The 25,272-nt window shown below is 60.9% G+C and carries 24 protein-coding genes and 1 tRNA gene; 10 read left to right on the top strand and 15 right to left on the bottom strand.

Annotated features, from left to right (window positions below):
- The first annotated feature begins 149 nt into the window (after window positions 1-149).
- On the top strand, window positions 150-629 hold the full coding sequence (locus ABIC16_RS11485; RefSeq protein WP_354291202.1) for a hypothetical protein: 480 nt from the start codon (window positions 150-152) through the stop codon (window positions 627-629).
- A 797-nt stretch (window positions 630-1,426) separates the two neighbouring features.
- Here the strand turns inward: ABIC16_RS11485 and ABIC16_RS11490 are convergent.
- Complete coding sequence (locus ABIC16_RS11490; RefSeq protein WP_354291203.1) at window positions 1,427-1,585, bottom strand: hypothetical protein; 159 nt, start codon at window positions 1,583-1,585, stop codon at window positions 1,427-1,429.
- A gap of 345 nt (window positions 1,586-1,930) precedes the next feature.
- On the opposite strand from ABIC16_RS11490, the gene ABIC16_RS11495 reads away from it, so the two are divergent.
- Window positions 1,931-3,364: an IS1182 family transposase gene (locus ABIC16_RS11495; protein ID WP_354291204.1), complete on the top strand. Its 1,434-nt coding sequence runs from the start codon at window positions 1,931-1,933 to the stop codon at window positions 3,362-3,364.
- Between the two features lie 165 nt (window positions 3,365-3,529).
- On the top strand, window positions 3,530-4,366 hold the full coding sequence (locus tag ABIC16_RS11500; protein ID WP_354291205.1) for a DNA adenine methylase: 837 nt from the start codon (window positions 3,530-3,532) through the stop codon (window positions 4,364-4,366).
- A gap of 90 nt (window positions 4,367-4,456) precedes the next feature.
- Here the strand turns inward: ABIC16_RS11500 and ABIC16_RS11505 are convergent, their stop codons facing one another.
- On the bottom strand, window positions 4,457-4,945 hold the full coding sequence (locus ABIC16_RS11505) for a DUF4142 domain-containing protein (RefSeq protein ID WP_354291206.1): 489 nt from the start codon (window positions 4,943-4,945) through the stop codon (window positions 4,457-4,459).
- A gap of 27 nt (window positions 4,946-4,972) precedes the next feature.
- Between ABIC16_RS11505 and ABIC16_RS11510 the strand changes: the two genes are divergently transcribed.
- Window positions 4,973-5,293, top strand: a complete 321-nt coding sequence (locus ABIC16_RS11510) for a hypothetical protein (RefSeq protein ID WP_354291207.1) — start codon at window positions 4,973-4,975, stop codon at window positions 5,291-5,293.
- A gap of 92 nt (window positions 5,294-5,385) precedes the next feature.
- On the opposite strand, the gene ABIC16_RS11515 is transcribed toward ABIC16_RS11510, so the two are convergent.
- The 4 genes from ABIC16_RS11515 to ABIC16_RS11530 form a co-directional block, all read right to left on the bottom strand.
- A complete protein-coding gene (locus ABIC16_RS11515) occupies window positions 5,386-5,595 on the bottom strand; it encodes a hypothetical protein (protein ID WP_354291208.1) in 210 nt (69 codons plus the stop codon).
- 12 nt (window positions 5,596-5,607) lie between these two features.
- Window positions 5,608-5,847: a hypothetical protein gene (locus ABIC16_RS11520; RefSeq protein ID WP_354291209.1), complete on the bottom strand. Its 240-nt coding sequence runs from the start codon at window positions 5,845-5,847 to the stop codon at window positions 5,608-5,610.
- A 127-nt stretch (window positions 5,848-5,974) separates the two neighbouring features.
- Window positions 5,975-6,199 carry a hypothetical protein gene (locus ABIC16_RS11525; RefSeq protein ID WP_354291210.1) on the bottom strand — a complete coding sequence of 75 codons (225 nt, stop codon included), beginning with the start codon at window positions 6,197-6,199 and terminating at the stop codon, window positions 5,975-5,977.
- Between the two features lie 103 nt (window positions 6,200-6,302).
- The gene (locus tag ABIC16_RS11530) at window positions 6,303-6,746 is read right to left on the bottom strand and encodes a hypothetical protein (protein ID WP_354291211.1); all 444 of its coding nucleotides are present in this window, start codon (window positions 6,744-6,746) and stop codon (window positions 6,303-6,305) included.
- A gap of 101 nt (window positions 6,747-6,847) precedes the next feature.
- Between ABIC16_RS11530 and ABIC16_RS11535 the strand changes: the two genes are divergently transcribed.
- Window positions 6,848-6,923: transfer RNA gene (locus ABIC16_RS11535), tRNA-Lys, on the top strand.
- Between the two features lie 325 nt (window positions 6,924-7,248).
- Window positions 7,249-8,328 (top strand): DUF5694 domain-containing protein, encoded by a 1,080-nt coding sequence (locus ABIC16_RS11540; RefSeq protein ID WP_354291212.1) that lies wholly within the window; start codon window positions 7,249-7,251, stop codon window positions 8,326-8,328.
- A gap of 303 nt (window positions 8,329-8,631) precedes the next feature.
- Here the strand turns inward: ABIC16_RS11540 and ABIC16_RS11545 are convergent, their stop codons facing one another.
- From ABIC16_RS11545 to ABIC16_RS11555, 3 genes are all read right to left on the bottom strand, one after another.
- A complete protein-coding gene (locus tag ABIC16_RS11545) occupies window positions 8,632-9,432 on the bottom strand; it encodes a hypothetical protein (protein ID WP_354291213.1) in 801 nt (266 codons plus the stop codon).
- The gene (locus ABIC16_RS11550) at window positions 9,429-9,686 is read right to left on the bottom strand and encodes a hypothetical protein (RefSeq protein WP_354291214.1); all 258 of its coding nucleotides are present in this window, start codon (window positions 9,684-9,686) and stop codon (window positions 9,429-9,431) included. The genes ABIC16_RS11545 and ABIC16_RS11550 overlap by 4 nt, the downstream gene beginning before the upstream one ends.
- Window positions 9,687-9,804: 118 nt before the next feature.
- On the bottom strand, window positions 9,805-10,656 hold the full coding sequence (locus ABIC16_RS11555) for a LytTR family DNA-binding domain-containing protein (RefSeq protein WP_354291215.1): 852 nt from the start codon (window positions 10,654-10,656) through the stop codon (window positions 9,805-9,807).
- Window positions 10,657-11,210: 554 nt separating this feature from the next.
- On the opposite strand from ABIC16_RS11555, the gene ABIC16_RS11560 reads away from it, so the two are divergent.
- From ABIC16_RS11560 to ABIC16_RS11570, 3 genes are read left to right on the top strand one after another with little or no spacing between them, the layout of a single operon-like run.
- Window positions 11,211-12,560 (top strand): alpha/beta hydrolase, encoded by a 1,350-nt coding sequence (locus ABIC16_RS11560; protein WP_354291216.1) that lies wholly within the window; start codon window positions 11,211-11,213, stop codon window positions 12,558-12,560.
- Entirely contained in the window at window positions 12,530-14,095 is a 1,566-nt protein-coding gene (locus tag ABIC16_RS11565; protein WP_354291217.1) for a GMC family oxidoreductase, read from the top strand. Before ABIC16_RS11560 ends, ABIC16_RS11565 begins: the two co-directional genes overlap by 31 nt.
- A 10-nt stretch (window positions 14,096-14,105) precedes the next feature.
- Window positions 14,106-14,909, top strand: a complete 804-nt coding sequence (locus ABIC16_RS11570; RefSeq protein ID WP_354291218.1) for an SDR family NAD(P)-dependent oxidoreductase — start codon at window positions 14,106-14,108, stop codon at window positions 14,907-14,909.
- Window positions 14,910-15,029: 120 nt separating this feature from the next.
- On the opposite strand, the gene ABIC16_RS11575 is transcribed toward ABIC16_RS11570, so the two are convergent.
- Both ABIC16_RS11575 and ABIC16_RS11580 read right to left on the bottom strand, forming a co-directional pair.
- The gene (locus tag ABIC16_RS11575) at window positions 15,030-16,835 is read right to left on the bottom strand and encodes a glycoside hydrolase family 15 protein (RefSeq protein ID WP_354292310.1); all 1,806 of its coding nucleotides are present in this window, start codon (window positions 16,833-16,835) and stop codon (window positions 15,030-15,032) included.
- 17 nt (window positions 16,836-16,852) lie between these two features.
- Window positions 16,853-17,062 (bottom strand): hypothetical protein, encoded by a 210-nt coding sequence (locus ABIC16_RS11580; RefSeq protein ID WP_354291219.1) that lies wholly within the window; start codon window positions 17,060-17,062, stop codon window positions 16,853-16,855.
- A gap of 388 nt (window positions 17,063-17,450) precedes the next feature.
- Here ABIC16_RS11580 and ABIC16_RS11585 point away from each other — a divergent pair, with 388 nt between their 5' ends.
- Complete coding sequence (locus ABIC16_RS11585; RefSeq protein WP_354291220.1) at window positions 17,451-18,326, top strand: SDR family oxidoreductase; 876 nt, start codon at window positions 17,451-17,453, stop codon at window positions 18,324-18,326.
- Window positions 18,327-18,481: 155 nt separating this feature from the next.
- Here the strand turns inward: ABIC16_RS11585 and ABIC16_RS11590 are convergent, their stop codons facing one another.
- The 4 genes from ABIC16_RS11590 to ABIC16_RS11605 are packed head-to-tail and all read right to left on the bottom strand — an operon-like array spanning window position 18,482 to window position 25,036.
- Window positions 18,482-19,981 (bottom strand): tryptophan halogenase family protein, encoded by a 1,500-nt coding sequence (locus ABIC16_RS11590; protein WP_354291221.1) that lies wholly within the window; start codon window positions 19,979-19,981, stop codon window positions 18,482-18,484.
- On the bottom strand, window positions 19,978-21,012 hold the full coding sequence (locus ABIC16_RS11595; protein ID WP_354291222.1) for a cupin-like domain-containing protein: 1,035 nt from the start codon (window positions 21,010-21,012) through the stop codon (window positions 19,978-19,980). Before ABIC16_RS11595 ends, ABIC16_RS11590 begins: the two co-directional genes overlap by 4 nt.
- A complete protein-coding gene (locus tag ABIC16_RS11600; RefSeq protein WP_354291223.1) occupies window positions 21,005-21,709 on the bottom strand; it encodes a SapC family protein in 705 nt (234 codons plus the stop codon). Before ABIC16_RS11600 ends, ABIC16_RS11595 begins: the two co-directional genes overlap by 8 nt.
- A gap of 54 nt (window positions 21,710-21,763) precedes the next feature.
- The gene (locus ABIC16_RS11605; RefSeq protein WP_354291224.1) at window positions 21,764-25,036 is read right to left on the bottom strand and encodes a TonB-dependent receptor; all 3,273 of its coding nucleotides are present in this window, start codon (window positions 25,034-25,036) and stop codon (window positions 21,764-21,766) included.
- Between the last annotated feature and the right edge of the window lie 236 nt (window positions 25,037-25,272).

The following is a 25,272-nucleotide window of genomic DNA, read 5'->3' on the forward strand; positions in this document are numbered from 1 at the left end:
CGCTTTCGCCCAGTTGTCGCCATCGGGCGCTGTCGTCGCAGTGCCTATAAGCTGCCGTTCCGTCAGCCGGGTGGGGTCAACGGGTCATTGTAAACGACAGCGCCGGATGGAAGGTTAGCAAGATGGCCGCCCTATCGCTTCGCTTACTGATGTCGCTGGCCGTTGCCCTTTCAGCAGCTTCTTGTGACTGGCCATGGATGGAGCAGAAGGTCCGTTTGCAGGATGGAACCGTAATCACGCTTCAGCATCGCGCCACCGGAGTGTTTCGGACGATCGTGGCTAATCAACACGGCAACGCGTCAGTAGATTACAACGGAGCGGCGGATTCTCGACACGTCAGCTTGTACACATCGCCTTCCGGACGGATAATAATAGCAGATTACGGCACCGTGCCGATGATGGTCGAGGTTAGCGAAGGACAGAGGCCCGTTGAAATAAGACCGCAAAACAGAGAGGCTGAGTACCGCCTTTCGCCGAAGTGGCAATATCTCGGCTCAGTGCGGCGAACGAATGATAGCAGACTTCGATACTTTCCTGACGATCCCGAATGTCAAAGTTTTGGAGAATACGGCGCTGACGTTCAGCGCAAAGTGACGCCCTGCCGGGATTCGAACTACGTGGGCATGTAGGATCATCACCTGCTTCCATCCGCAGGCTTCATGAAAGCCGAATGACTGCAAATTGCCAACGTCGACATCCAGGCGATCTGTCCCGCAAATAAACGAAGGTCCGGTTACCCTAATCGGCGCCCGAAAGCGGACGGTCCGCTGTCCACCACTTTCAGACATTCCCGCTCGTAGTGAACCGGAAAAATCAGGGTTTGACTCCTATAACGCGCTGGTAGGCGAGTGATAACCGCAGCCGACGATCCGCGGAAGACGTTCGAGGTGGCAGCGGACAAAAGCGGACGGACGGCTGACGCGGGTCAAGTGGTGCCGCCGTCGAACGGCAAACCGGACTGAGATAGGCCGGTCAACTCCGAGCGGGAGGACTTTCCGAAGCCAAGATAGGCCGTCCGCCATTCGGGACTCTGGCTACCAACCGTATGCCGCACCACAACTCGCAATCGGTTGTCTCACCGCGCAATTTGAACAAAATCAAAGCCTCTATATCGTCCCGAGCCTCATACTGGTCTGTCTCAACGACTTCACTGCCGCTTAGACAATCGACTCGATAGGTCTCCATAGCGCCCTCCCGCTGAAGTCACCGATCGTTCAACATACCATATTTGGACCGTATCCGTAACGTTCGAATTGCGGCGGACTCATGGTCACAACGCCACGCTGCGAACAAACGGTAAGGAGTTCAATGTCTGACACTCCGAACCGGGCAGACGGCCTGCAACCTATAGCATCGGAGATGCTATTTGAGTTCGCTCGCAAGATGTCAGGCGTGTTTTCTGAAGAGGCCTTTATCCGTCTGTGACTTAACGGATTTGTGATTTTATAGCGGATATGCGGGCGGCATAGATGTCCGCCATTGCTAGGTGCGCACGCTGCACTGCAATATCTCCCGGTACTAATGCCAACTCGCGAGATTGTCGCTCGCGCACAACAAGAAATGCCATCTCGTTGGTTTCGGCCATCTTGGTGCTCCACGTGCAAGCGGGAGCCAGTCTTTGCCCTCTGTCGCCATCCTGCTCGCGGCATGATCGGTGGCGATGTCTTTCCTGTACCACGGAAAAGGCTGGCTGGTTAGGTCGCATCCCTATTTCGTTTCATGAAGGCGAACGGCTGCTTGACGCGACTGCCAGCCATTCCCCTACGAAGCAAAACGCCGAAATATCAGGGTTTGGCTCCTACAACGCGCTGGTAAGGGAGTGATAGCCGCAGCCGACGATCTGGAAAAAACGTGAATGGCCGGTATCCACCGAGGCTGTGTGAAAACGCGCTGACATGCTATGATCAGGGTCTGATTTGGGAGGCCGGTGATGGGGCGTTTCATAGCGGGGTGCGATCGGCGGCAGCAGCTTTTCCTGCCTGATTGCGTGGACGATTACGTAGCCGAGGACAGCCCGGTGCGGATCGTCGATGTGTTCGTCGACGAACTGGATCTGGCGGCGCTGGGTTTCGCGGATGCAGCGGCGACCGGGCGGCCTGGCTACCATCCGGCGATGCTGCTCAAGCTCTACATCTACGGCTATCTAAACCAGGTGCAGTCGAGCCGGCGGCTGGAGCGCGAAGCGGGCCGCAACGTCGAGCTGATGTGGCTGACCGGCAAGCTCGCGCCCGACTTCAAGACCATCGCCGACTTCCGCCGCGATCATGGCGCAGCGATCCAGTCGGCGTGTCGCCGGTTCGTCCTGCTCTGTCGCAACCTCGGGCTCATTGCGGGCGGCACAGTGGCGGTGGACGGCAGCCGCATGCGGGCGGTCAACGCCCGCGACAAAAACTTCACAGCCGTGACGATCCGGCGCCGAATGGAGCAGGTGGATGCCAGCATCCAGCGCTATCTCGGCATGCTCGACACCGCCGACCGGCAGGACGGTGAAGCCGCCGAACCACGCACGACGCGGCTGACGACACGGCTCGGCGAGCTGCGGCGGCAGATGCGGGAACTCGAAGCCATGGAACAGGCGGTCGCCGCATCGCCTGATCGGCAGATCTCGCTCACCGACCCGGACGCGCGCGCGATGGCGTCGGCGGGCACGGGCACTGGGCAGGTCGGCTACAACCTCCAGGCGGCGGTCGATACCGACAGCCACATCATTGTCGCGCACGAGGTCATCAACCTTGGCCACGACCGTACGTCTTTGGCGAATATGGGCGAGCAAGCCCGTGCGGCGACGGGCACGGATGTGCTCACCGTGCTCGCCGATCGCGGCTACTTCTCGGGCCCTGAGATCCTGGCGTGCGAAGCGGCCGGCATCACGCCGATCTGCCCCAAGCCGCTCACCTCCGGCGCCAAGGCCGATGGCCGCTGGGGCAAGCAGGACTTCGTCTATGTGCCCGAGAACGACACCTACCGATGCCCGGACGGCGAAACGATGACGCGGCGCTTCTCCACTATCGAGCATGGCATGACGCTACACGCCTATGCCACGCCGGCCTGTCGCTATCGCTGCGGCGTGAAGGCGAACTGCACCACCGGCATCGAACGCCGCATCAAGCGGTGGGAGCATGAAGAGGTGATCGAAGCGATGCAGGCGCGGCTCGACCGGATGCCGAGTGCAATGCGCGTCAGACGACGCACGGTCGAGCACGTCTTCGGCACTCTCAAGGACTGGATGGGGCGAAGCCACTTCAAGACGCGAACGCTGAGGAACGTCAGAACCGAGATGAGCCTCCACATCCTCGCCTACAACATCAAGCGCGCCATCGCTCTGGTCGGTGTGCCGGGGCTGATAGCAGCGATGCAGGCCTGAACCCTGCGTTCGCGCGCATCTCAATCAGCGAAGCTCCGTCACCGTTCTCACACAGCCTCCACCAATCTCAGACATTCCGTCTGTTTTCGCCCGAGGTCTCTCTTCCCTTAAAGCGGTGGTGAAAGTGCTTTCCTACAACGGCCGCCTTGTGGTGCAGGCTCGTGGATGCGCCACCAACCTGCCAATCCGCCAGCGACAGAACCGCCGTCGAATCCGATCCGGCCAGTCTCACCCCCTGCCCCGTACATCGGCGGCAAGCGCAACCTATCGCGCCGTCTCTGCGCCCTGATCGATTCGACACCGCACGACACCTATGTCGAGCCGTTCGTCGGCATGGGCGGCGTGTTCCTCAAGCGCACGCGCCAGCCCCGGGCCGAGGTGGTCAACGATATCTCTGCGGACGTCACCACCCTCTTCCGGATCCTGCAACGGCACTATCCTCAATTCATGGACGTGCTGAAATGGCAGATCACCAGCCGGGCGGAGTTTGATCGGCTGCGCGCCGCGGCGCCAGAGACGCTGACCGATCTCGAGCGGGCCGCGCGCTTCCTCTACCTCCAGCGGCTTTCGTTCGGGGGCAAGGTCGATGGTCGGAACTTCGGAGTGGATCGACGGACGCCGGCGCGGTTCGACGTGACCAAGCTCGCGCCTGTGCTCGATGAGCTCCACCAGCGCCTGACAGGCGTCGTGATCGAGCGACTGCCGTATGCCGACCTGATCCGGCGATACGACGGGCCCGGGACGCTATTCTTCCTCGATCCGCCATATTGGGGCTGCGAGGGCGACTATGGTCCGGGTGTGTTCGAGCGTGCGGACTTTGAACGCCTGGCCGAGCAGCTGGCGGGGATCGCGGGGCGTTTCATTTTGACGATCAACGCGACCGACGGAGCGCGCGAAGTATTCGGACGGTTTAACGTCGTTGAGATCGATACGACCTATACAATCGCGACTGCGGCAACCGGCAGCGGCAAGCGGGTGAAAGAACTGATCGTCAGGGGTTAAGTGAATCCCGTGATTGCTTAACAAAGCGGTTGCCTTACCCGCGTATGCAATGCCCCGGCGACGTTACCGGTGACGGGGCATTGCATTCAGTTACATCGTGGCAAGCATGTCGATGTGATGCTGCACGACTGGGACGATCTTAGCAGCCGCCGCCTTGAGCGGCGCTGCAGTCCCGGTCGATGACTCGCCTTGATGCAGTGCGAGTGCTTCCTGATGCGCTGCCTTCTGTTGCGTAATGTAGAGCGTGTCGCGTGAGGTGCCCTTCGCTGCACGCAACGCGGCGAGATCACTCATTTGCTTCGCCGTCAGCTTCGGGGGGGCCGGATGCAGCCCAGCCTTCATCGCGGCTGCCTTAACCGCCGCAGTGCTGTTCGTGTGGTCGGTGATCATCTCCTTGGCGAACGTCTTGAGGGCGGGGTTGGCAGTCGACTGCATGAGAAGCGTGCTTGACTGCTTCTCATAAAGATCTCCCGCTCCTGCCTTCATGAAATAGGTCGCCGACGTCATCGCCGAAGCAGCGACCGCCAGTGCCGGGACCGTACCGAGCGCCAGTATTGCGATAGTTTTGCCAAACCGCATGTTTTATCTCCTGCTGGATAAGCGTCTATGCTTTGTCCTGATCGGGGAACGCCCGGAACGTTTGAATGCTTCGTATCATTAAAATCATATCTGCTTGATCAATATCAGGTTTCGCAAACCGGGCTGGGTTCGCATCAGTCCGCGGCGTGTTCGCTTCGGCTCTTCGAACGCCGTTCCGCCAATACGCCAGACATCACTGGGCGTTACATTCTGACGATCGACGCGACCACTGGCGCGAGCGAAATGTTCGAACGGTTCGACCTTGCCGAGGCAAAGAAGACATACATGACCGCAGCCGCGACGACCGGGGGCAGCAAGCGGGTTAAGGAACTGATCGGGCGCGGGTAAATCCTGCGGTGTATAGGCCCGCCCGCGGTGAAACCCCTATGCAGAGCGATGCTGGACCGACCCCAAACCAGAGGGCAGGATCGCGTTCAGCATCACTCAACGATATCCTGCCCGTTAAACTTGCACGGCTCGTCATGCTCCGTGCCCTTGGCAAAAATTACCGTGTCGGTGGGGTCGATGTCGCGGACCGCGCGCCGATCCCAAACGCGGTGGACGAAGTTCGGCTTTCCCCAGATGCGGACAGCGCTGACGTACTCATCGCCGCGGAACCCGACGAAGTGCGTCGCTGGTATTACGTCCACGGCGAACTTCTTTCAGATTTGCGCCGGCGGCACGGCAGCACGGTCGGGATACAAGCGCACGATCACATCCGGCCAAGCATCCTGAATGGCGTTCGTGGCGATAAAAAACTTGTTGTCGGGATCGTGCTGACCCGCCTCGCGAATTGACTCGACAAAGCGATTGCACGCCTCCTGAAATACCTGCGCAACTGCCTCGTCAAACCTACTCAGCCCGGTTTCCTGCCGTTGCGGCTGGCGATGTTCGAGGTTCATGTGCTCGTCGTAAACGCCCCACGGCGTTGTCTTTCCGCAATCGGGGCAGTTCGCTATCCGTCCGTCTTCCATAATCTCGCTCCCGCTCAATTGACGATACCCCCTCGCGTCGGCGGGGTGGGGGAGATCAGGGGACGAGAACTTGTGCGCCGTCGCGGGGCTTCCAGGCGATGGCGACCCAGCCGCGTTCAGGGAGATGCGTCATGCCAAAGTTGTCGGTCACGCGGTGGGTCGGGCCCTTCCCATCTTGAATGACGTGCAACGCGAGCGGGCTATTAATTCGATACTCTGAGTTGTTCGGATAGGTGTAGATGCGGTATTCCTCGTTCGAAATGTCGACCGGATTCGTCATGCTGCGTTCCTTTGGAAACGTAGATTGGGTTCTATAGGGTGCTTATCATTGCGAGGCCGGGAAGGAACTGACTAAGAGCAATCTGCTGGGCGGCGCTCAAGCACTACTCGCGCCGCCCGCGCCGGCGGCGCAGCCCCACCTGACACCCATCTCGATCAACGTACCGCCGCTCCGAATAGTCCTCGTCGAACCCCTCGGGCTCGTCAAAGTTCAGGATCAGTCCCCGATCGTCAATCGTGTACGTCCCGACCGGCGGCTGGTCGAAGATCGCAGCGCGGAGGTACGCGCCGGCGCCGAACGCCTCGGACCGCTTTCCCTGCCGCTGCCACAGCATCACGCAGCGCCAGAAGGGCGATCCCTCGGGCGGGTACGGCTTAGCCCTTATCTCCCCCTTCCCGTTCGTCAGGCTGGGACCGAACCGATCGCTCCAATCGAAATGCCAGATCCGTACGCCATCGGTGATCCGGTAATCGTGGGCGTCGCTGAAGGCGGATATGATAGCACCGCCGCGCGCGAGGCAGCTGCTCCCGATATGGATGCAGGTCATGCCGCCCTCCACAGAGGCTGCGCAGCTGACCTTTTCGCTTTCCGACAAACTTCCGCTAGCGCTGAGCGTTCGTTCCGGTACAGATGCAGATAATCGCGGAAGGAGCGTTGAAAAGACAGGGAAATCAGCTGACTCTTAATCAGCGGGTCCTTGGTTCGAGCCCAAGTGCGTCCACCATTTTCTTCTCCAGACGCTAGTTATCCCTGTAGATCCCGGCCACTAGCCTAGGCCGGGATGAGCTCCGCTCGGAACGTTTTCGTGACCTTGACCGGGCTTTTCTGTCTCGGGTCCAGCGTAACCTGATCTGCCCTGAAAATCAGCTGGTCTGCGTAACGCTGCAAGTGGTTCACCGACCCGTGTGCGTAGCGGCGCACGAGCGTACGGTGGAATAAAGGCTAGTGCGTCTTGCCCGAGCGCCCACGACATACGACACGGTAGCTACTTCCTTCGGCACGCTTGCTGTATTACGTCCATAGCACGGTTATAGTCTACGGGACGAGATATGGCGCAGTTGTGGAAGTTGGCAGCGATGATCGCTGCAGTTGCAGGCGCGTCGATCGCAACGGCGCAAGACTACCGTCCGTTTGATACAAGCCGGCTGAAGGGGCCGCATTCCGGAACACGCAACCAGTTGCTCGTGCTCGGCAGCACGCATCTATCGGGTATGCCGGCGGCGTTCCAGCCCGAGCAACTCGACCCGCTCCTCGACAAGCTGGAAGTATGGCGCCCTCAAGCGATTGCCATCGAGGCGGTGTCCGGGGCGCAGTGCGATTTCATGCGGCACTACCCCGATCACTATAAGGACAGCGTCGAAAGCTACTGTTGGGACCCCGCCCCCGCTGCCAAGGCGACGGGGCTCGATGTGCCGTCGGCGACGGCTGCTTGGAGCCGCCTGCTCGCGACCTGGCCCGCGACGCCGTCGGCTGCCGACCGAAGGCGCCTTGCCGCATTGTTCCTCGCCGGCGGCGAGGGCGCTAGCGCGCTGGTCCAATGGCTGCGCCTCCCGGAGAACGAACGCCATGTCGGCGAGGGTCTCGACACCACTTTGGTCGCGCGGCTCGAGCGGCTACGCACCCGGAACGACGAAAGCCTGTTGATCGCAGCCGCATTGGCCGCCCGGCTCGGTCTCGAACGCGTTCATGCGATGGACGACCACACCGCCGATTCGCCCGTTACCGATGAAAATGGCTACGAAGCCGCGATCTCCAAGGCCTGGGATAATCCCGCCACATCCAAGCGCAAGGCAACGGATGCAGCACTGGCCGCCAGGGTGGGGCAACCGGGTACCATGCTTGCAATGTATCGTGCCTTGAATCGCGCCGACCAGGGGAAACTGATCTTCGCCAGCGACTTCGGTGCCGCGCTGGAAGAGCCTTCGACGGAACGCTTCGGCCGGGGCTATGTCGGCTATTGGGAGACCCGCAACTTGCGGATGGCGTCGAACATCCGCGATATGTTCGCCATGCGACCGGGCATCCGCGGTCTTGTGGTCGTCGGCGCCTCGCACAAGCCGTACATCGAAAACTACCTCAACCAAATGCACGACATGACGGTAGTAGATGCGGAGACCGTGCTTCGCTGATCACGAACGCTTTAGCACAATAGATGAAAGCTGAACCCGATATCTCAAACGCTGGAAGCGACCTTTAACGTCACGGAAGAGAAACAGTGTCAAACGTTCGCGCGCCTCTGCATCTGTTCCAACTTCAGACATTCGTTATATCCGTGCTGACGGGCCGGAACAGACGATCGCGCAACCGTCACGGTAACGCTTCCGTTTTCTGATTTAACAGGCTCAGCACCGATACCGCTTCCAGGAACCGATCATATCTACTCATCAGATCGCGCACGCAGCGTAAGTCTGCAGCTGACCAGTCTTCAGTTGTCAAAGACGAACTGACGGGCCGAGGACAACACCGAACGCTACGACGCAAACGATTGCCGTGCCGCGTAAAATCCAGCTGGGTGGGACGTCCGAGGAGCACTGCCTCGGCGACGGAGTCATGAAACGCGCGATACTCAACAGGCCAGCGTTACCACCCAACGCAACCCCGATGGACGCGCCTAGGGTAGACTGCCAAGCGGCGTCTGCGGACAGCCCCGCGAGTAGGGAGACCCCACCCGTCGTCACCCAAATCGTTATCGCCAACCGGCGCGCGTGCGCCGCCATACTGGGACCATTCAGCATTTGCGACAGCATCCGGGCAGCCGCCCAGATGATGGCAACGTATCCAGCAACGCCGACGACAGCGAGAACGCCTCGTGCGAACCACGGATCTAAGACGCCCGCCATCACACCCGCCGCGTTCCAGTCTCCGATACCGAAAGTGGCAGAGAAGATCAGGTATCCGAACGACGTCAGGCCATTGACGACGAATGCGATCCAGGCCGCAAGCTTGACGGTCGCAGCTGTACTGAAGCGCCAGCAGAGCCCGCCCAAGCCTATGAGGGCAAGATTGACCACAGTTCCAGCACCAGCAACGATACGTCTGCCCCAGACGGACATCGCCCGGTGGTTGCATTCGAAGTGGAAAGTACTCCACGCAATCGGCTCCCCGCCCATAGCCTTGCAGGCCAGACCATGACCCAAGCCTTCGTGCAACGTTGCCGCTGCAACCCAGGTGACTGCCGCCATGGCGATAATGTCGGCGACAGCAGCGGGCGATTTGTGTCCGTGGTCAATCATGACAGCACCCCTGCTTCGCTTAGTCGAGCGCTGACGCGCCATGGACCGCATAGGAACAGAGCGAGGTTCAGCGGCAAGTGGCAGATCGACAAAGCCGTAAAGTTGATGAGCAGGATCACCACGGCATAGATGCGCCCGACGAACCGATGCCCGACCCTGCCCTTCGACAGTACAAGCCCTGCGGCGCCGCTTGCCAGCGCAATGCTTTCTACCGCGACATGCGCCATCGCGGTCACCGCTCTGCTACTCAACATTGATCCCCCTACGCCGATCTCGCCTTTGTGATCACCAAGGCGGACTGGCGTGAGAAGACGGTATTGCGCCGTATCAGCGTGCTTTTTCGTGAAGTCGGATTGGCGTTACGCCAGTCCGTCAGTGGATTCTTAGCCAACCACGTGCCCGGCAAAGGGCTACACTGGTTTCACTGACCGGCACGATGGTACCGTCTGCCAGCTTAAGTGACCAACGCCGACCGTCGCGTTGGGCCCCAACCACGCCGCTGTTCGCAACCCAGGCGCTACGATGAACCTGCACGCCGTGGCGATCGCCAAGATCCATGACCGCATCCTTGAAGCGGTAATGGATGAGCACAGACTCCATGTTGCGAAGCACCAGGCGGCAATAGTTGTCCTCTGCGCGGACCGCGAGAAGATCCTCGACATCGCGGATACCGGCACGCGCAAGGATCCCAGGCGTAACAGGATGCAGTGGCTGAACAGCATCGACCGGTATGGGGCTGCTTTGAGGTTGCAGGATCGTTCGCCGGGCTTTTGCGACCCGCACAAGGTAGGCAACGAACGCCGTAACGAGCAGCCCATACACGAATGGGCGCCAGCCGATCACAGCGTTCGTCCGACCCATAAGCCGATAAAGCAGCGGCACCTCGATGGCGAGGAGACCGTTGAACAGCGCGGCTCCCACGACCAGCTGACGGCCAGTCAACTCGTCCCCGGGCGTCAATCTGCGCCATGCGAACCAACACGCGATATTGACAGCAACGAGTCCACCCCAGAATGACGATGCTGCCGCAGGACCGAACGTCGTCGAAACGCCGAAGGCATTCACGATTGTTAGAAAGGCTGTGACGCCCAGCCATATTGTTATGGGCGTCCGTAATTGGGAAGCGATCGAGAGAGCCCGCATACGTATCAAGGGTGTCCAATTTCTCTGGATTAAGAAGGTGTTCGGCCCTTCGTAGAAGCCTCGATCAACCGCGTCGATCACCTCGTCTCCCTTGCCTAGCTCCCCTGCTCAAAGTCGCCACCCAATTGGCTCTGGCGGACCTTATCCGATGGGCGACAGCGACCAAAACATCTCGGTAGCCGTGATCTTAATCCGGTAAATAAAAGCTTCCGGCTCATAGCCCAGACGTGGATCCCCGGTTCATTTGCATCCGGTGTCGCCCTTGCTGAAGACTCTGACCGCCGCGACCGACGCGAGGTCCACAACGAGCAGGTTCGCAACGCCGTCGTTGGCACCTCAGTGCCAACCCAAACGCAGCCCGCCGTCGCTCTCCATACCCCAGCCCAAACCTCGGTTGGCGGAATGGGAACCGTCGTACCTCGGCTGGGGCCCCACGAACGTACGTTTGCTTTTCGCCGTGCTGGCGGTGATTGCTCTGCCCCATTTGATGATCACGTCGTGGTTTGAACATTCCGTCACCACGAATGTCCCCCGCTCAGTAACGTCCAGACGGTAAATACTTGCTGTGGGGCGTCGCCATCCGGAACCGACCGGCTTTTGCAACGTCCGGTAGCCAGATGCATTTGCGGGGCTTCATGACCGGACCGACGTTGATATTTCTCCATGCTCTCGGCGCCAGCGCCAGCGAATGGAACCACGTTTTCGAACATCTGCCGGAACACGATTGCGTGGCACTGGACCTGCCTGGTTTCGGCACCGCGGCGGATGAAGGATACGCCAATCTCGGCGAGATGGCGAACTGGCTGGCGGACGAAATACGCGCTCGCGCGCCCACATCGTGCGTTCTCGTCGGTCACAGCATGGGCGGCAAGATCGTCAGCCTTGTTGCGGCCCGCGCGGTAGCAGGCGAGATCGGACTGTCAGGAGTCGTCGGTGTCATATTGGTCACCGCCTCGCCGCCATCGCCGGAGCCTATGGACGAAGACCGTCGCACTGACATGATCGGCTGGTTCGCCCATGGACAAGCCTCGCCGACCGATGCCGCGACCTTCATCGATGCCAATACGGCGAAGCCGCTCGCAACCCCATTGCGGAATGCGGCGATTGACGATGTACAGCGCTCCAGCCGGGAAGCGTGGCTTGGCTGGCTCGAACGCGGCAGTCGCGAGGATTGGAGTGCTGCTGTTGGACGTATTGCGATCCCGGCGCTGATTATTGCCGGTGCCGAAGACGGGGATCTTGGCGAGGACGCGCAGCGTCGGCTCAACTTGCCGCATTACGCCGACGCCGACCTACGCGTCGTCCAGGGGGCGGCGCATCTCATCCCGTACGAACAGCCGCAGGCGCTTGCCGGACTGATCGAAAGTCGCCTGGCAACGATAGCGTCGGCCGAACTTCCCGACGATTTCGGGAAACTGCTCGCCTCCGATCGCGTCAGCCGCAGGACTCGCACGGTGCTGCTAAAGCGGTTGCAGCCCGTGGAGCAAGCTGAGTTCTGGACCGCGGAAGAGCGTGCCACGGCTGCGGGACTGGTCGTGCAAATCCTGCCCGACTCCGGTGGGGATAGTGCTCTGGTGGACCGTGTCCTGGCGGGGATCGCCGATGGAACGGGTGACGGCTGGCGTTTCGCCGCCCTGCCGTGCGATCGGGAAGCATGGCAGCGCGGCTTCGCAACATTGGAGAACGTGTCCGGCGGTTTCACCGCTCTCGAACGCGACGAGCAGACCAGAGTGCTGGAGCGCGTCGCCGACGGCGAAATCGGCAGCGATGACGCGGCACAGCTTTCCCCGGAGCAAATGGCCTTGTGGTTCGAGGACGTCCGTGCAGAAGTCGTGCGCGTCTGGATGTCGCTCCCGTCGACGATGGCGTCGATAGGCTATGATGGATTTGCGGTCGGTGGCGATGGTCACCGCAAACAGGGTTATACCCGTACCGGCGCGGACGACCTGGAATCATGGCAGTCGTCACCGGACCGCCGGTCGTGAAGGCGAAACGTTACGCGCCGAGCGACGTCGTCGACGCGGTAGTGATCGGCACAGGCGCCGGCGGCGCGCCGCTTACCGCGCGCCTCGCGCAGGCGGGCCTGTCGGTCGTCGCGCTGGACGCAGGGCGCGCTTTCCTGCCCGCCGAGCATGTTGCCGACGAAGTTGCCGCCGACATCTACTGGATGGAGGAGCGACTGAGCGGCGGGGCGACGCCAACGGCGTTCGGTTCCAATAACTCCGGCATGGGGGTCGGCGGATCGACGCTGCATTGGGGGGCCTTCTGCCCGCGTCCCGACCCACGGGATCTGCAACTGAAGACGCTGACCGGCGAAGGTACCGACTGGCCGATCAACCACGCCGAACTAATCCGCTACATTGCAGAGGTCGAAGATTTCACCGGCGTGTCCGGTCCAGCGCAGTATCCCTGGGATGCTGGCCGCCGCTACGCCTATTCGCCCGTAAAGCGGAACGCCGCCGCCGATGCCATGGCGCGCGGCTGTGCAGCGCTGGGCGTTACCGCAACGGACGCACCCGCCGCTTTGGTGTCACGCGATCGCGATCAGCCGCATTGGGGACAGCGGCAAGCGTGCATCAATTGCGGCACTTGCCATCAAGGCTGCCGCACGGCGGCCAAGACCAGCATGGACACGACCTACCTGCCCCTCGCCACCGCGCATGGCGCCGAAATCCGTGCCGAAGCCCGCGTCCTGTCGTTCAAATTTGACGGTATGGGCCGGATCAGCGCGGTGATCTATCGGAAGGATGGCGAAGAATATCGCCAGCGCTGTTCCTCCGTCTTCTTATGTGCTGGCGGGATCGAGACACCGCGCCTGCTCCTCAATCTCGGCATCGCCAATTCGAGCGGTCAGGTCGGGCGGAATTTCATGGCGCATGTGGCGACTCAGGTATGGGGTCGGTTCGACGCCGAAATGCGAATGAACCGCGGCTATCCCTCATCTCTGATCAGCGAGGACATGATGCGGCCCGGCGAAGCGGGCTGCGCCGGCGGGTATCTGATCCAGAGCCTTGGCGTATTGCCCGTCACTCTTGCGACCGGCCTGGCGCGCGGTGCCGGCATGTGGGGCGAGCGGCTCCAGACGATCCTTCGCGGGTATAACCGGATGGCCGGGATCGGGATCAACGGAGAATGCCTGCCCCATGCGGACAATCGCCTGACGCTTTCCGACGAAGTCGATGCGTTTGGACATCGCAAGGCCCGGATCGACTTCAGCTATCACGCCAACGAACAGGCGATCGACCGCCACGCGCGACGCACGCTGACCGAAATATGGCAAGCGGCGGGGGCGCACGATATCTTTGCCATTGACCGCTCTGCCCATACGATCGGCACCTGCCGTATGGGGCGTAATGGCGACACGGCGGTGGTCGATCCGGACGGTCGCAGCTTCGACGTGCCGAACCTGCTAATCTGCGACAATTCCATCTTTCCGAGCGCGCTCGCGGCCAACCCCGCGTTGACGATCATGGCGCTGTCGCTTCGCACCGCCGACCGCTTTCTTGCTTCCGACCGTTGAGGAGTTCATCATGGATCTGGGTATCAAAGACCGTATCGCGCTGATCAGCGGCGCAGACTCGGGAATGGGCAAGGAGACGGCACGCCTGCTGCTGGAAGCGGGCGTTCGCATCGCGATCACCGACCAGCCAGGCGGCACGCTGGACGAGGCGCTCGCCGAACTGTCGCCGCTCGGCAGAGTCATTGCCGTCACCGGCGACGTGACCAAACCCGACGACGTCCGCACCTTGTGGGCACAGGTTCGTGACGAACTCGGCGAGCCCGACATTTACGTCAATGCGGCGGGCGTCACTGGTGCGACTGGCGACTTCCTCGACGTCGACGACGCAGGTTGGCAGCAGACGCTCGACATCAATCTGATGGGTGCCGTGCGCATGTGCCGGGAGGCGATCCCGGCGATGCGTCAAAAGGGCTGGGGCCGCATCGTGCTGTTCGCATCCGAGGACGCGGTCCAGCCTTATGTCGATGAGCTCGCCTATTGCGCCTCCAAAGCAGGCATCCTCAGTCTCGCAAAGGGTTTGTCGAAGGCCTACGGTTGCGACAACGTGCTGGTGAACACTGTTTCGCCCGCCTTCATCGCTACGCCCATGACGGACAAGATGATGCGCAAACGCGCCGAAGAGCGCGGCGAGAGCTTCGACGCGGCGATCGACAGCTTCCTTGAGGAGGAACGTCCCGGAATGGTGTTGAAGCGTCGCGGTCGCGCCGAAGAAGTCGCCGCCGCCGTCGCGTTTCTGTGCTCCGAACGTGCCAGCTTTATCAACGGCGCGGGCATCCGTGTGGATTCCGGTTCGGTTTTCACCATCGCCGGATAAAGGACACGCCGCGGTACCTTCCGGTGCCGCGGCGTTGCCACACAACTCTGAGGATCAGGGGTTAGCTAAGAACGGTCTTGAGTGTTCGGGTGCTCGGGACGTGACGACAGTAGACGCCGGTCAGCATGCATCCTGGTGAGACAGGACATCGAGCGCCATGACATGGGCAAGATGCGACAGACCCTGCGGCAAGTTTCCGAGGAACACGCCGGTCGTTGGGTCCGCCATCTCGGTCATGATGCCGACGCCGCGATCGAGCGCAGCGGTAATCGACATGAATGCCTTTTCCGCTTGATCGCGTTGACCGAGCAACACGCGCGCCTCGACCATCCAGAACGTGCAGGCGAGGAAACAGCCCTCCTCCGCGTCGACGCCGCTATACCGGTAATGGTAAGGCCCTGCACCGAGCTCGGCGTCGATCGCGTCGAGTGTTTTCCTAAGTTTCTCATGCCCGTCGAACCCGAAGCGAACCGCGAGCGCCAGCGAGGCGTCGAGCTTGTCGCTGCCGGGATAGAAGACGAATGCCTGCTTCGTTTCGGACCAGCAATGCTGTTCGATCCACGCCGCGATCCGGTCGCGTTCGCGGGCCCAGCGGTCACGGCACGTCGTGGGCAATTGACCATCGTCCGCCAGCTCGACAGCACGCGCAAGCGCCTGCCAGCAACTGACCTTGGACATCGTGTAATGCTGCGGATCCTCCAGCTCCCAGATCCCGGCGTCTTTCTTGCGCCAGGCGTCCGCGCATTGATCGGCAAGGTGCGAGAGCAGTTCGGCACTGGATGGATCGAGGATGTTGCCGCACCCGACAAAACACGAAGCCGTCTCGAAAATGTCTCCATAGATACCGTGCTGATGCTGGTCCGTCGCGGCATTGCCGATCTGCACCGGCGCCGACCGGCGATAGCCCGGCACGTCGATCTCGGTAAGGTCCGGCACCAGTTCGCCACCTAGCGTATAGCAGACGCGCGCGTCATGTTCAGCGAGCCGCTTCAGCAGCCAGGTAAAGGCCGCCTTTGCCTCGGCCTGCGCGCCGGCGGCCAGGAATGCCTTAATCGTATAGCCCGCGTCACGAATCCATGCGTAGCGATAGTCGTAATTCTTCACCCCGCCGATTCCTTCGGGAAGCGACGTCGTCGCCGCGGCGGCAATCGCGCCCGATGGCGAGAACAACAACAGCTTCAGCGCCAGCACGCTGCGGATGAAGGCGGCGCGATGCTCGCCGTCGTAAATCACACGCGATGCCCAGGCGCGCCATTCCTCATCGGAAAGATCGATACGGTCGTCGATGTCCGCGATCGTGGGAACCACCAGGGGTTCGTCTTCCCCGGCAACGATCGCAAGCACTTCGCATTGCCCCTGCGTAACGGTGAGCGTGCCTCTGACGGCGTCATCGGCGCGTTCGGACACGAAGCCTTCGCTATGCCGGAAGAGACCCAGCACCGATCCAACATGGAAGACCGAATGGCGGCCAATCTTCGATTGATACGGGCTAGCCCCGTTTGCCCGGCGACCGGGCCGCATTTCCACCGCGAACGCGACGGTGCCCTCAAGCCCTTCTACCCGCCGCGCCAGTTCCGCCCAGGGCAAGCGGCCAGCCGTGCCGCTGTTCATCGACTCCGTGACCTTGGCCTGCCCTTCGGCGGTCTTGAAGATAGTCTCGAGAACGTTGCTGTCTGGCCGATACTGCCGCTCGACCTCGAAGGGTTCGGTTGGCGTCACGCTGAAGCGACCGCCTTCTTCCGGATCGAGCAGACGATCGAACAGCGGTGGGGAATCGAGATTCGGAACGCACCACCAATCGATCGAACCATCGGCACCCGACAAGGCAACCGAGCGACCGTCGCCCAGCGCGCCATAATCCTCCAACGCGAGATAGCCGTCGGTTCTGGTTCCACTTGCAGCGGGCTGAGTGGCGCGCGAGAGCAAGCCTGCGAGAAGGCCCGTCACGCCTGTGACCCCGACAGGAGGCTCGACGCCGCGGCAGCGTGATCATCCGGTTCCGCTTCGCTGCTACGCGGAGCCGCGACGACCGCCGGGTCTTGGGCAACGCCCCGCGCGACGATCTCGCCCTTCCAAACGGCGTTTGCAAAATGCTGTTCGGTAGCAGACCCGATGCCGGCGCTATCACCAGAGAAAACGATCGTTTCGGGCATGCTCACTCCGGGCGGATGATGGCTAGACGCAGGGCCGGTCGGCCTGCACGAACAACAAAGTAGGGAAGATCCCAACGCAAGAGGATCAAACCCTATCCGTTCTGCAAGGGGAGAAAGATGCTCCGACGCCTGACGCCACCGCCCCCGACCAACGGCGACCCATAGGTCAAACCGAGCGGTACCCTCGTAGAGCGCCAGCCATGCGTCTGATCATGCGATCTCGCCAACACTCCGCGCGTCTTGCGGCATTCATTCCCCCTTCCCCTTTAACCTTCGACGCCCATTCATTTTTGCCCGTCGACGGCCTGATGCGCGCTCGTGATCAGTGTCCCCGGGCACGTTATTCCTCGTGGGTCGTTTGCTGCATACCCCATCAGCAGGAGCCGATATGATTGAAGATCCCCGCACCAGCCAGCCGACGAGTTTTCCCGACGAGCCGCAACAGCCGAGCCCCGGTCTGACGACTGAGATGCGTACCAAACCGGACCATGGCGAGGATAGCTATGTCGGTAAGGGACTGCTTGAAGGCCAGGTGGCACTCATAACCGGCGGTGATTCCGGTATCGGTCGCGCAGTGGCGATTGCGTATGCGCGTGAAGGTGCAAACGTCGCCATTTCCTACCTTTCCGAAGAGCAAGCCGATGCCAAAGAGACGCAAACGTGGGTCGAGAAGGCAGGCCAGCGGTGCATTCTGTTGCCGGGCGACATCCGCGACAGAGATCACTGCGTAAAGCTTGTCGAACGGACGGTCGCGGAACTCGGCGGCCTCAACATCCTGGTCAACAATGCCGCCGCGCAAACCATGAACGAGGGGCTGGATAGCATCGACGACGACGAGATGCAGGCCGCTTTCTCCGCCAACGTCTTTGCCATGATCCGTCTGGCCAAGGCGGCCGCACCGCACTTGAAGCCGGGTTCGGCGATCATCAACACGACCAGCGAACAGGCCAAGGTCGCGGGTAAGAACATGATCGTTTATGCGGCGACCAAGGGCGCCATCTCGAGCCTGACGGTAGGCCTGTCCAACCTGCTATCTGGGGACGGCATTCGCGTGAACGCGGTTGCGCCCGGCCCGATCTGGACGCCTATCCAGCCGATCGCGAAGTCCTCGGAGGAATTGGAGACACTCGGCCAGAACACGCCGCTTGGACGCGCCGGACAACCGGGCGAACTCGCGCCCGCTTACGTGATGCTAGCATCGACGGAAGGGAGTTACATGTCCGGCAATGTCGTAGCGGTCACCGGTGGCGTTCCCATTTCCTAGTTCTGAAAACCCGACCTCAGCCGACTGCCGTCTGCGGTCAGCTGAGGTTGAACGCCCCGCGGATCTTGAGACTACTTCAGAGCGGTTAGCTCCCGCACATCGTCGAGAGTTCAGGCTGTAAGCTGAGCGGCTGAACGGAACCACTGGCCAAAGCATCAGCCGTCAGCTGGGCAATATTGCGCAAGAAAGTCACAATGACGCGGTAGCGTGCGTACCGTCCTTGATATTCCTCTGGAAAGGTCTGCAAACGATGTTTCCAGATCTGACCCCTTTATCATACTGGCAATGCGATGATGTGCACGCGGTACGATGCCTTGTCCGAGCATGACCGAAACCCAGGAATCGATTCTGAACAGATCGTCCTGTCCCTGCCAAGCGCCGGCCGTCGCGGCAAAAAGAGAAAGGCGTTCAGCAAGGCTATCAGGAATTGGCATGCTCGCGCAGTCACGCCAGAACGGGGAGTCGGTACGTTCCGTGACGTGGTAATGGAGAATGATGAAGTCGCGTACATGCTCCCACTCGTGCCTGGATTGAGTGTTGAAGCGTGAGGCCAGTGCAACGTGATCGTCCCCCCGAAATGGGAACAACTGAATCAGACGGATCACCGCATTCATGATCAGATGGATGCTGGTCGACTCGAGCGGCTCGATGAACCCTGCCGCAAGACCCAGCGCGATACAGTTCCGGTTCCAGGCCTGCCGTCGCATGCCTGAACGAAACCGCAGTTGTCGCGGCTCGAACAGCGGGCGGCTATTCAGAGAACCGATCAACGTAACGTGCGCCTCATCGTCACTCATGTGCCGGCTAGAATAGACAAGGCCGTTACCAGTCCGCGTCTGAAGCGGAATTTGCCAGCGCCAACCGGCGGCATGCGCGATCGCGCGGGTGTACGGTACCGGCGGACTGACTGCCTCCGTCTGCACAGCAAGCGCCCGGTCGGTTGTGAGCCATTCTGACCAATCCTCGAACCCGGTCTCAAGCGTGGCTTCGCTCAGAAGCGCGCGGAAGCCGGTGCAGTCGATGAATAAATCACCCGCGATCTGTTCACCCGATGCCAGGACAAGCGCTACGATATCTCCGCCTTGACCATCGCGCTGGACCTGCTCGATGCGTCCCTCAACGCGCCGCACGCCCCAAGGCTCTGCCAACGTCCGAAGGAACCGCGCGTAGGCGGTCGCATCCAGGTGATATGCGTAGGCCAGCGAATGGTGTTCATCGTGTCCGAAAAGGCCGGCGCCGGCCGCCTGCTGTTCGAGCGAGTAGTCGCCGTATGCGCCACCGAACCCACGTTCACGTGCCGCGAGCCAGAAATGCTGAAAGTCGGCGATCGCCACCGACCGACCGACGCTTCCGAATGGATGAAAATAGCTGTCACCGATCTTGCGCCAGTTCTCGAACGCGATGCCGAGTTTGAAGGTCGCCTGCGTGGCACGCATGAACGCGGCTTCGTCGATGCCGAGGAAAGCATGGAAACTGCGCGCGGTCGGAATGGTGGACTCGCCGACGCCGACGGTGCCAATCTCGTCCGATTCGACAACCGTGACGTCGACCAGCGGCCCGAGCTGGCGGACGATCGCCGCAGCAGCGATCCAGCCGGCGGTACCACCACCAGCGACGACGACGCGGGTACGCGGTGCTTCCATGGGTGCCGTCATCGGTTAAGCCGGTTTAGCAGATAGGCGCGCAACTGACGTGCGCCAGCCTCATCGAGCGGTGCGAGCGGTCCGCGCGCGGGCACGGGCAAATGCGCTGCGACTGCCTCAGCGTCACCGAATACATAATAGTCGAACATCGCCCGCCATGCGCGTTTCTCTTGCGCGGGCCGGTCACGCAGGCTGAGGAATGCATGCAGCACCGTATCCATAGGCGTATCCATGAATGTGGGTACCGGATTCCACCAATAGTTCACCAGCACATTGAAGTCGTTCAACGCCTCGACATGATGCCACCACAACGCCGGGTAAACGATGACGTCCCCAGCCTCGAGTTCTGCCACCGATCCGGCGGCAAGTGCGGCGGCGAAGCGGGGATAGGCTGTTAGATCAGGTGCGGTGAAATCAATCATGCTGACCACCTGCCCGCCGGGCGTGGGGGCAAGCGGACCGGGATACAGGTTCGCGACTTGATCCGGCGGGAACAGCGTAAATCGCCGCCGTCCAACCGCACAGACCGCAGCATTGTTCGACATGTCGTGATGCGCAGACGCGATCGTGCGGTTTCCGATCCAGATGCTGGCGAGCGGCGGGTGGTGATTGAAGACCGGGCCGTGTGGCAGCAGATCGTTCTCAGCGCGAAAACCGGGAAGATAGTCGTCGAGATCGGTGGAGCCGAGATAATAGGCCGGCCCCGCGACGTCGCCCAGTTGGCCAAGCAGAAGATTAAGAAAGTCGCCCAGCGAGATCCGCTTCGCGGCGAAATTCAAGGACGTCGCGGTCTCGTCATAATGGAAGCGCCCCTTGATCGCAGGATCGCCGACATATCCTGTAACTGGGCGGCCCGTGTCGAACCGACGAAGATAGGCGGCGGCTTCTTGAGGCGACGCACGTCCGGCCTGAACTAGCGGCCAATCGGCGGCAAGCCCGCGCAGGATCACAGGTTCGTCGAGTGCTAATAACGATTCTAAATCGAGGACGCCGGTGCCCTCGATCTCCCGCACCCGTCGCGATACCCGCAGGCGCTCAGCCATGGGCCTCCTTTCGAAGCTTCCGATCGATCAGGTGGCGGAGGTTGCCGAGCGACGAGGCGATCCAAAGCGCAGGACGCAAGAAGTCGTCCCGGTGAAGCCGTGCCAAAGTTTCGCCGTCAAGCGCAGCCAATCGCCCTGCATCGACGGTGAAGCGATCGGGAATGTCATAGCGGCGCCCATCAGCAAGATCGAGTTGCAGTGTGGCGGGTTCAAGCAAGTCAGCGGCAGCGAACGCTTCGAACATCCGTTTTTCGGTTTCCAGACCGACATAGATCCTTTGTAACATCGCCGAGACGTAATCGAGCAACGGGCCGTTCCCGCCGAGGTCACGGAAAACCCGCTCTCCAGTAGTGCCGACGCGGGGATGGTCCAGATCGACGTGGATCATGGGTTCGCCATCGGACGACACGCCAATCGAAAAGGGTCCACGCGCCCGAGCCGCGGGCACGTACCGCGCATCCCACCGTTCACCGTCGAGAAACAGGTTCTCATCAGGATCGAGGCCCAACAGGACTGTGGCGAAAAGAGAACCGTCGTCATCTCTCCGTATCAGGATCGCATAGTCGCGCTGCAGTTCCTCAAACTCAGCCGGAAAGACCCGCGTCTGGTTGATCGCGTCGCCGTAGCGCGCGTGATGTCCGACTGCGACACGCAGGTCCCGGTGGTCGACGTTGTTGAGCAAGACCGGAGACGTCATGAAATCATCCTAGACGAGAAGGCCGCTGGGGTCAGCGGCCTTCCCGATGGTTCGTTAAAAGCGGTATCGGGCCCCAACTAGGTATCTCGCGGACCCTTCCGCCAGGTACCAGATGTTGCTCTCGTCACGACCGTACGACCGCACTCCCTCCTCGGTAAGATTGATCGCCTCGAACCCAAGTGCCAGACGCGGCGTGAGATCAAAGTTCACCGACAGATCGAGCTGCCCATAAGGCGCGGTGAACACCGGATTGCGATCGCCGCCGCGGTTGATACCGCTCAGGAACTTGTCGCGCCAGTTGTACGACAGCCGCGCCGAGATGCCACGCTTGTCGTAGATCAGGGTCGCATTGGCAGTATCTGAGAGGCCTACCAACGCAAAGGTGTTGACGCTCGGATCTGCGGCAACGTCGATACCGATATTCCCGCGAACCAGCGTGTAGCTGGCTGCCACGCCGAAGCCAGTGTTTCCAAGGAAATACTGCCCGGCAAGTTCGAAGCCATAGATATGCGCATCCTGATTGTTGATCGGCGTATTCACCGCGAAATTGAACAGTGGATCCTGTCCGTTGGCGGTGACATCGTACTGACCCAAGACCTGATCTACGAACCCCTGGTTCAACGCACGACTCTGCGTGTTGTAATTGGCCGCAAACTGAGCGTTCGTCGTCGCCACGTTGCCCGCATTCTGCTGCAGCAATGCGGTGTAGGTAAACAGATTTACGTCAGTAATGTCAGCATTGAACGTGCCCGCCAACTGCTGGCGCGCAGTACCGGACCGCGTTCCGGCGGTACCGGAGGTGGGATCGCGCAGGCCAAACAGGTTACGGTTGACGACCGTCTGGCCGATGAAGTTATGGACCTGCTTGTTGAAGAAGCCAGCAGACAGGAAAACGTCTTTTCTCGGATACCATTCGAACGAGATGTCAATGTTGTCCGATGACAGTGGGTCGAGATCGGTATTATGCGCGGTGCCTGTCGCTATGCCACCGATCGCCGTCGGACGGCCCGGACTGCCAACGTTGGTCGAGGCAAATAAGTCGCCATAACCAGCCCGTGAGATCGTCTTGCTGTACGAAGCCCGTGCGAAGAGGTTACGGATGACCTCGAACTTGGCATCCACCGACGGAAGCCAGTTGCTGTAGCCGCCACGCGAAGACAATGTCTGGCGATCGGACGTGTTTGCCACGAAAAAGTCGTTGTCCGCAGTCCACACGATTGCAGTGGGTACCGGCTGAAGCGAAACCGCCCGCACTTTGGTATTCTCGTACCGTACGCCGGCGACCAATTGCGCGTTATGATCGAAAAGCTTGCCGTTCCACGCCCCTTGGACATAGCCCGACCAGACATTCTCGCGGACGCGGTTGTCGTCATTCGCGTCGATGTTGTTGGCGTGGTTCACGCCGTCGTTCGTCACGCCAAGATAATAGTCGTACAGCGTATTGTAGAGCTTTGTGGCATCCTGTGTGCGGAACGCGACCAACGTGTTGGCGTCCGGTTTTCCATCGTTGTGTTCGAACTTGCATACGTTGCAGAACTGAAACACCTGACCGGGGGCGAGCCGTGCAACGTCGGGCGGCAGCGAATTGCCCCAGTCACCCAGGACCTGGCGAGTATTGTATTGCGTCTGCCGCGTGTCCGTGGTGCGGTAATCGACGCCGGCATCGACGCGGAGTTGATCGTTCAACACCCAACCCGCATCTGCGCGCAGTTCTTTAACCCGCTGCGTCTGATTGGACGCGAACTGACGTTGCACCGCGCTCGACAGATCCCCAAGATCGATCACGCCGTTGCCGTTGCCCTTGATAAAAGCCTGGCCGGTCGGCGTCGTGCTGGTCGAGCCGTCGTTGATGGCGATCGTCTGTTGCGGGAAACCATCCTTTCCGAGCGTTAGCGAATGCGCGGCAACGACCGGCGCATTGAACGCGACAGTGGTCGACGTCTGACCATTGGGGTTGTCGGGAGAACTATCCGCCCGACCGATGTGGCCATCGATCGCCAGAGTGAAGCGTTCAGTCGGCTTCCACTCGATGTTGCCCCCAAAATCGTACAGCTTGTTCTTCTGTGCGCGATACGCTTGCTCAAACGCTTCGTCCTTCACGCCGTTGATGGTTTCCGAAAGAAAGCTCGTCGTCGCAATGCCGTTGCTGGCGTCGTCGAACGTGACCACGCCGAACGGGCGATTGAACCAGTTGGACTGGGTCGATCGACGTTCGGATTGACGCAGCTGAGCGTAGAGGCCGTCTGCCGTAAGGGTCAGCGTGTCGGTCGGGCGGAATTGCAGAACGCCAGATCCGTTGATGCGCTCGCGGCTCGCCTCAGAAAAGTGATAGCGGGAGTCATTGGGCACCGAGACCAGAACGTTGCCGTTGGTCGGACGGTTGTTGATTACTGTCTGACCGTTGACGAACCCGTTGCCAGGATTCAGGAAGTCGGTGAGCGACCGGATGTTCCAGTTGTCGGGCGCGACGCTGGAGAAGCTGAAGTTGCGCTTCTGGTAGCTTCCGAACAGCGAAACGCCGAAGCGCTGATTAGGATCGCTCCAGCTCGCAGTACCGGAAACCTCGGGCGTTACTCGCGCGCCGCAGTCGAAACAGTCTGACGAGCTGTTGTCGTATGCGCCCTTGACGCCTAGCGAGCCGAGCAGGCCCGTGTCCCTGGAGTCGAGCGGACGACGGCTGACGACGTTCACGGCCGCTCCGATGCCACCCGAGGGGATCGCGGCGCGGCCGGTCTTGTAGACCTCCAACGTCTTGACGCCTTCGGAAGCGAGGTTGGAAAAGTCAAACGACCGACCGAAGCCACCAGCACCATCGCCGCCTTGGTCTCCGCCCACTGCAACGATGTTCGACGTCGCAAGCTGACGGCCGTTGAGCGTAACAAGATTGTACTGAGCGCCAAAGCCGCGGACCGTAACGGTTGAACCTTCGCCGTTACGACGATCGATCGACACGCCCGTGATGCGTTGCAGCGATTCCGCCAGATTGGTGTTGGCGAACTTGCCGATGTCCTCCGCGCTGATCGCGTCAACGACACCGAACGAATCGCGCTTGATCGCGATCGACCGCTCGAGCGATGCGCGAACGCCAGTCACGACGATATCGTCGCTTGGAGTCTGGTCCGGCATCGCGTTGGTGGCGGTCGCGCCGGTCTCGATCTGCGGAGCGCCTGGCGACGTATCGGCTTGTGGGGTACCCTGTTGTGCCTGAACCAGCGGTGTCGGACTTGGCGCTGCCTGCGCATTCGCGACGGCTGGCATCGTCAACCCAGCAACCAGCGCGAATAGTGACGTCGAGCGCGCGAACGCCGACGAAATAGATCCCCTCATACTCATCCTCCCTGACCGGCATGTCCCTGCCGGTGTATGAACCTGGCGGTGTAACCCCGCGTAATTCCACCGTGCTTTCGCCCGACATCGATGTCAATCAGTCCGCAACATCGCCGTCCGTGTCGTGCGTATTTGTTTCAAGGTGTGTCAAAAGCAGCACGGACCGACGCCAGGCGTTGTTCAGTCAGCCTGACCGTGCCTACTACGATCGCCGTCTGGGCATCCGTCGCGAGCTT

The organism is Sphingomonas sp. PvP055, assembly GCF_040546365.1.
GTDB lineage: Bacteria > Pseudomonadota > Alphaproteobacteria > Sphingomonadales > Sphingomonadaceae > Sphingomonas > Sphingomonas echinoides_A.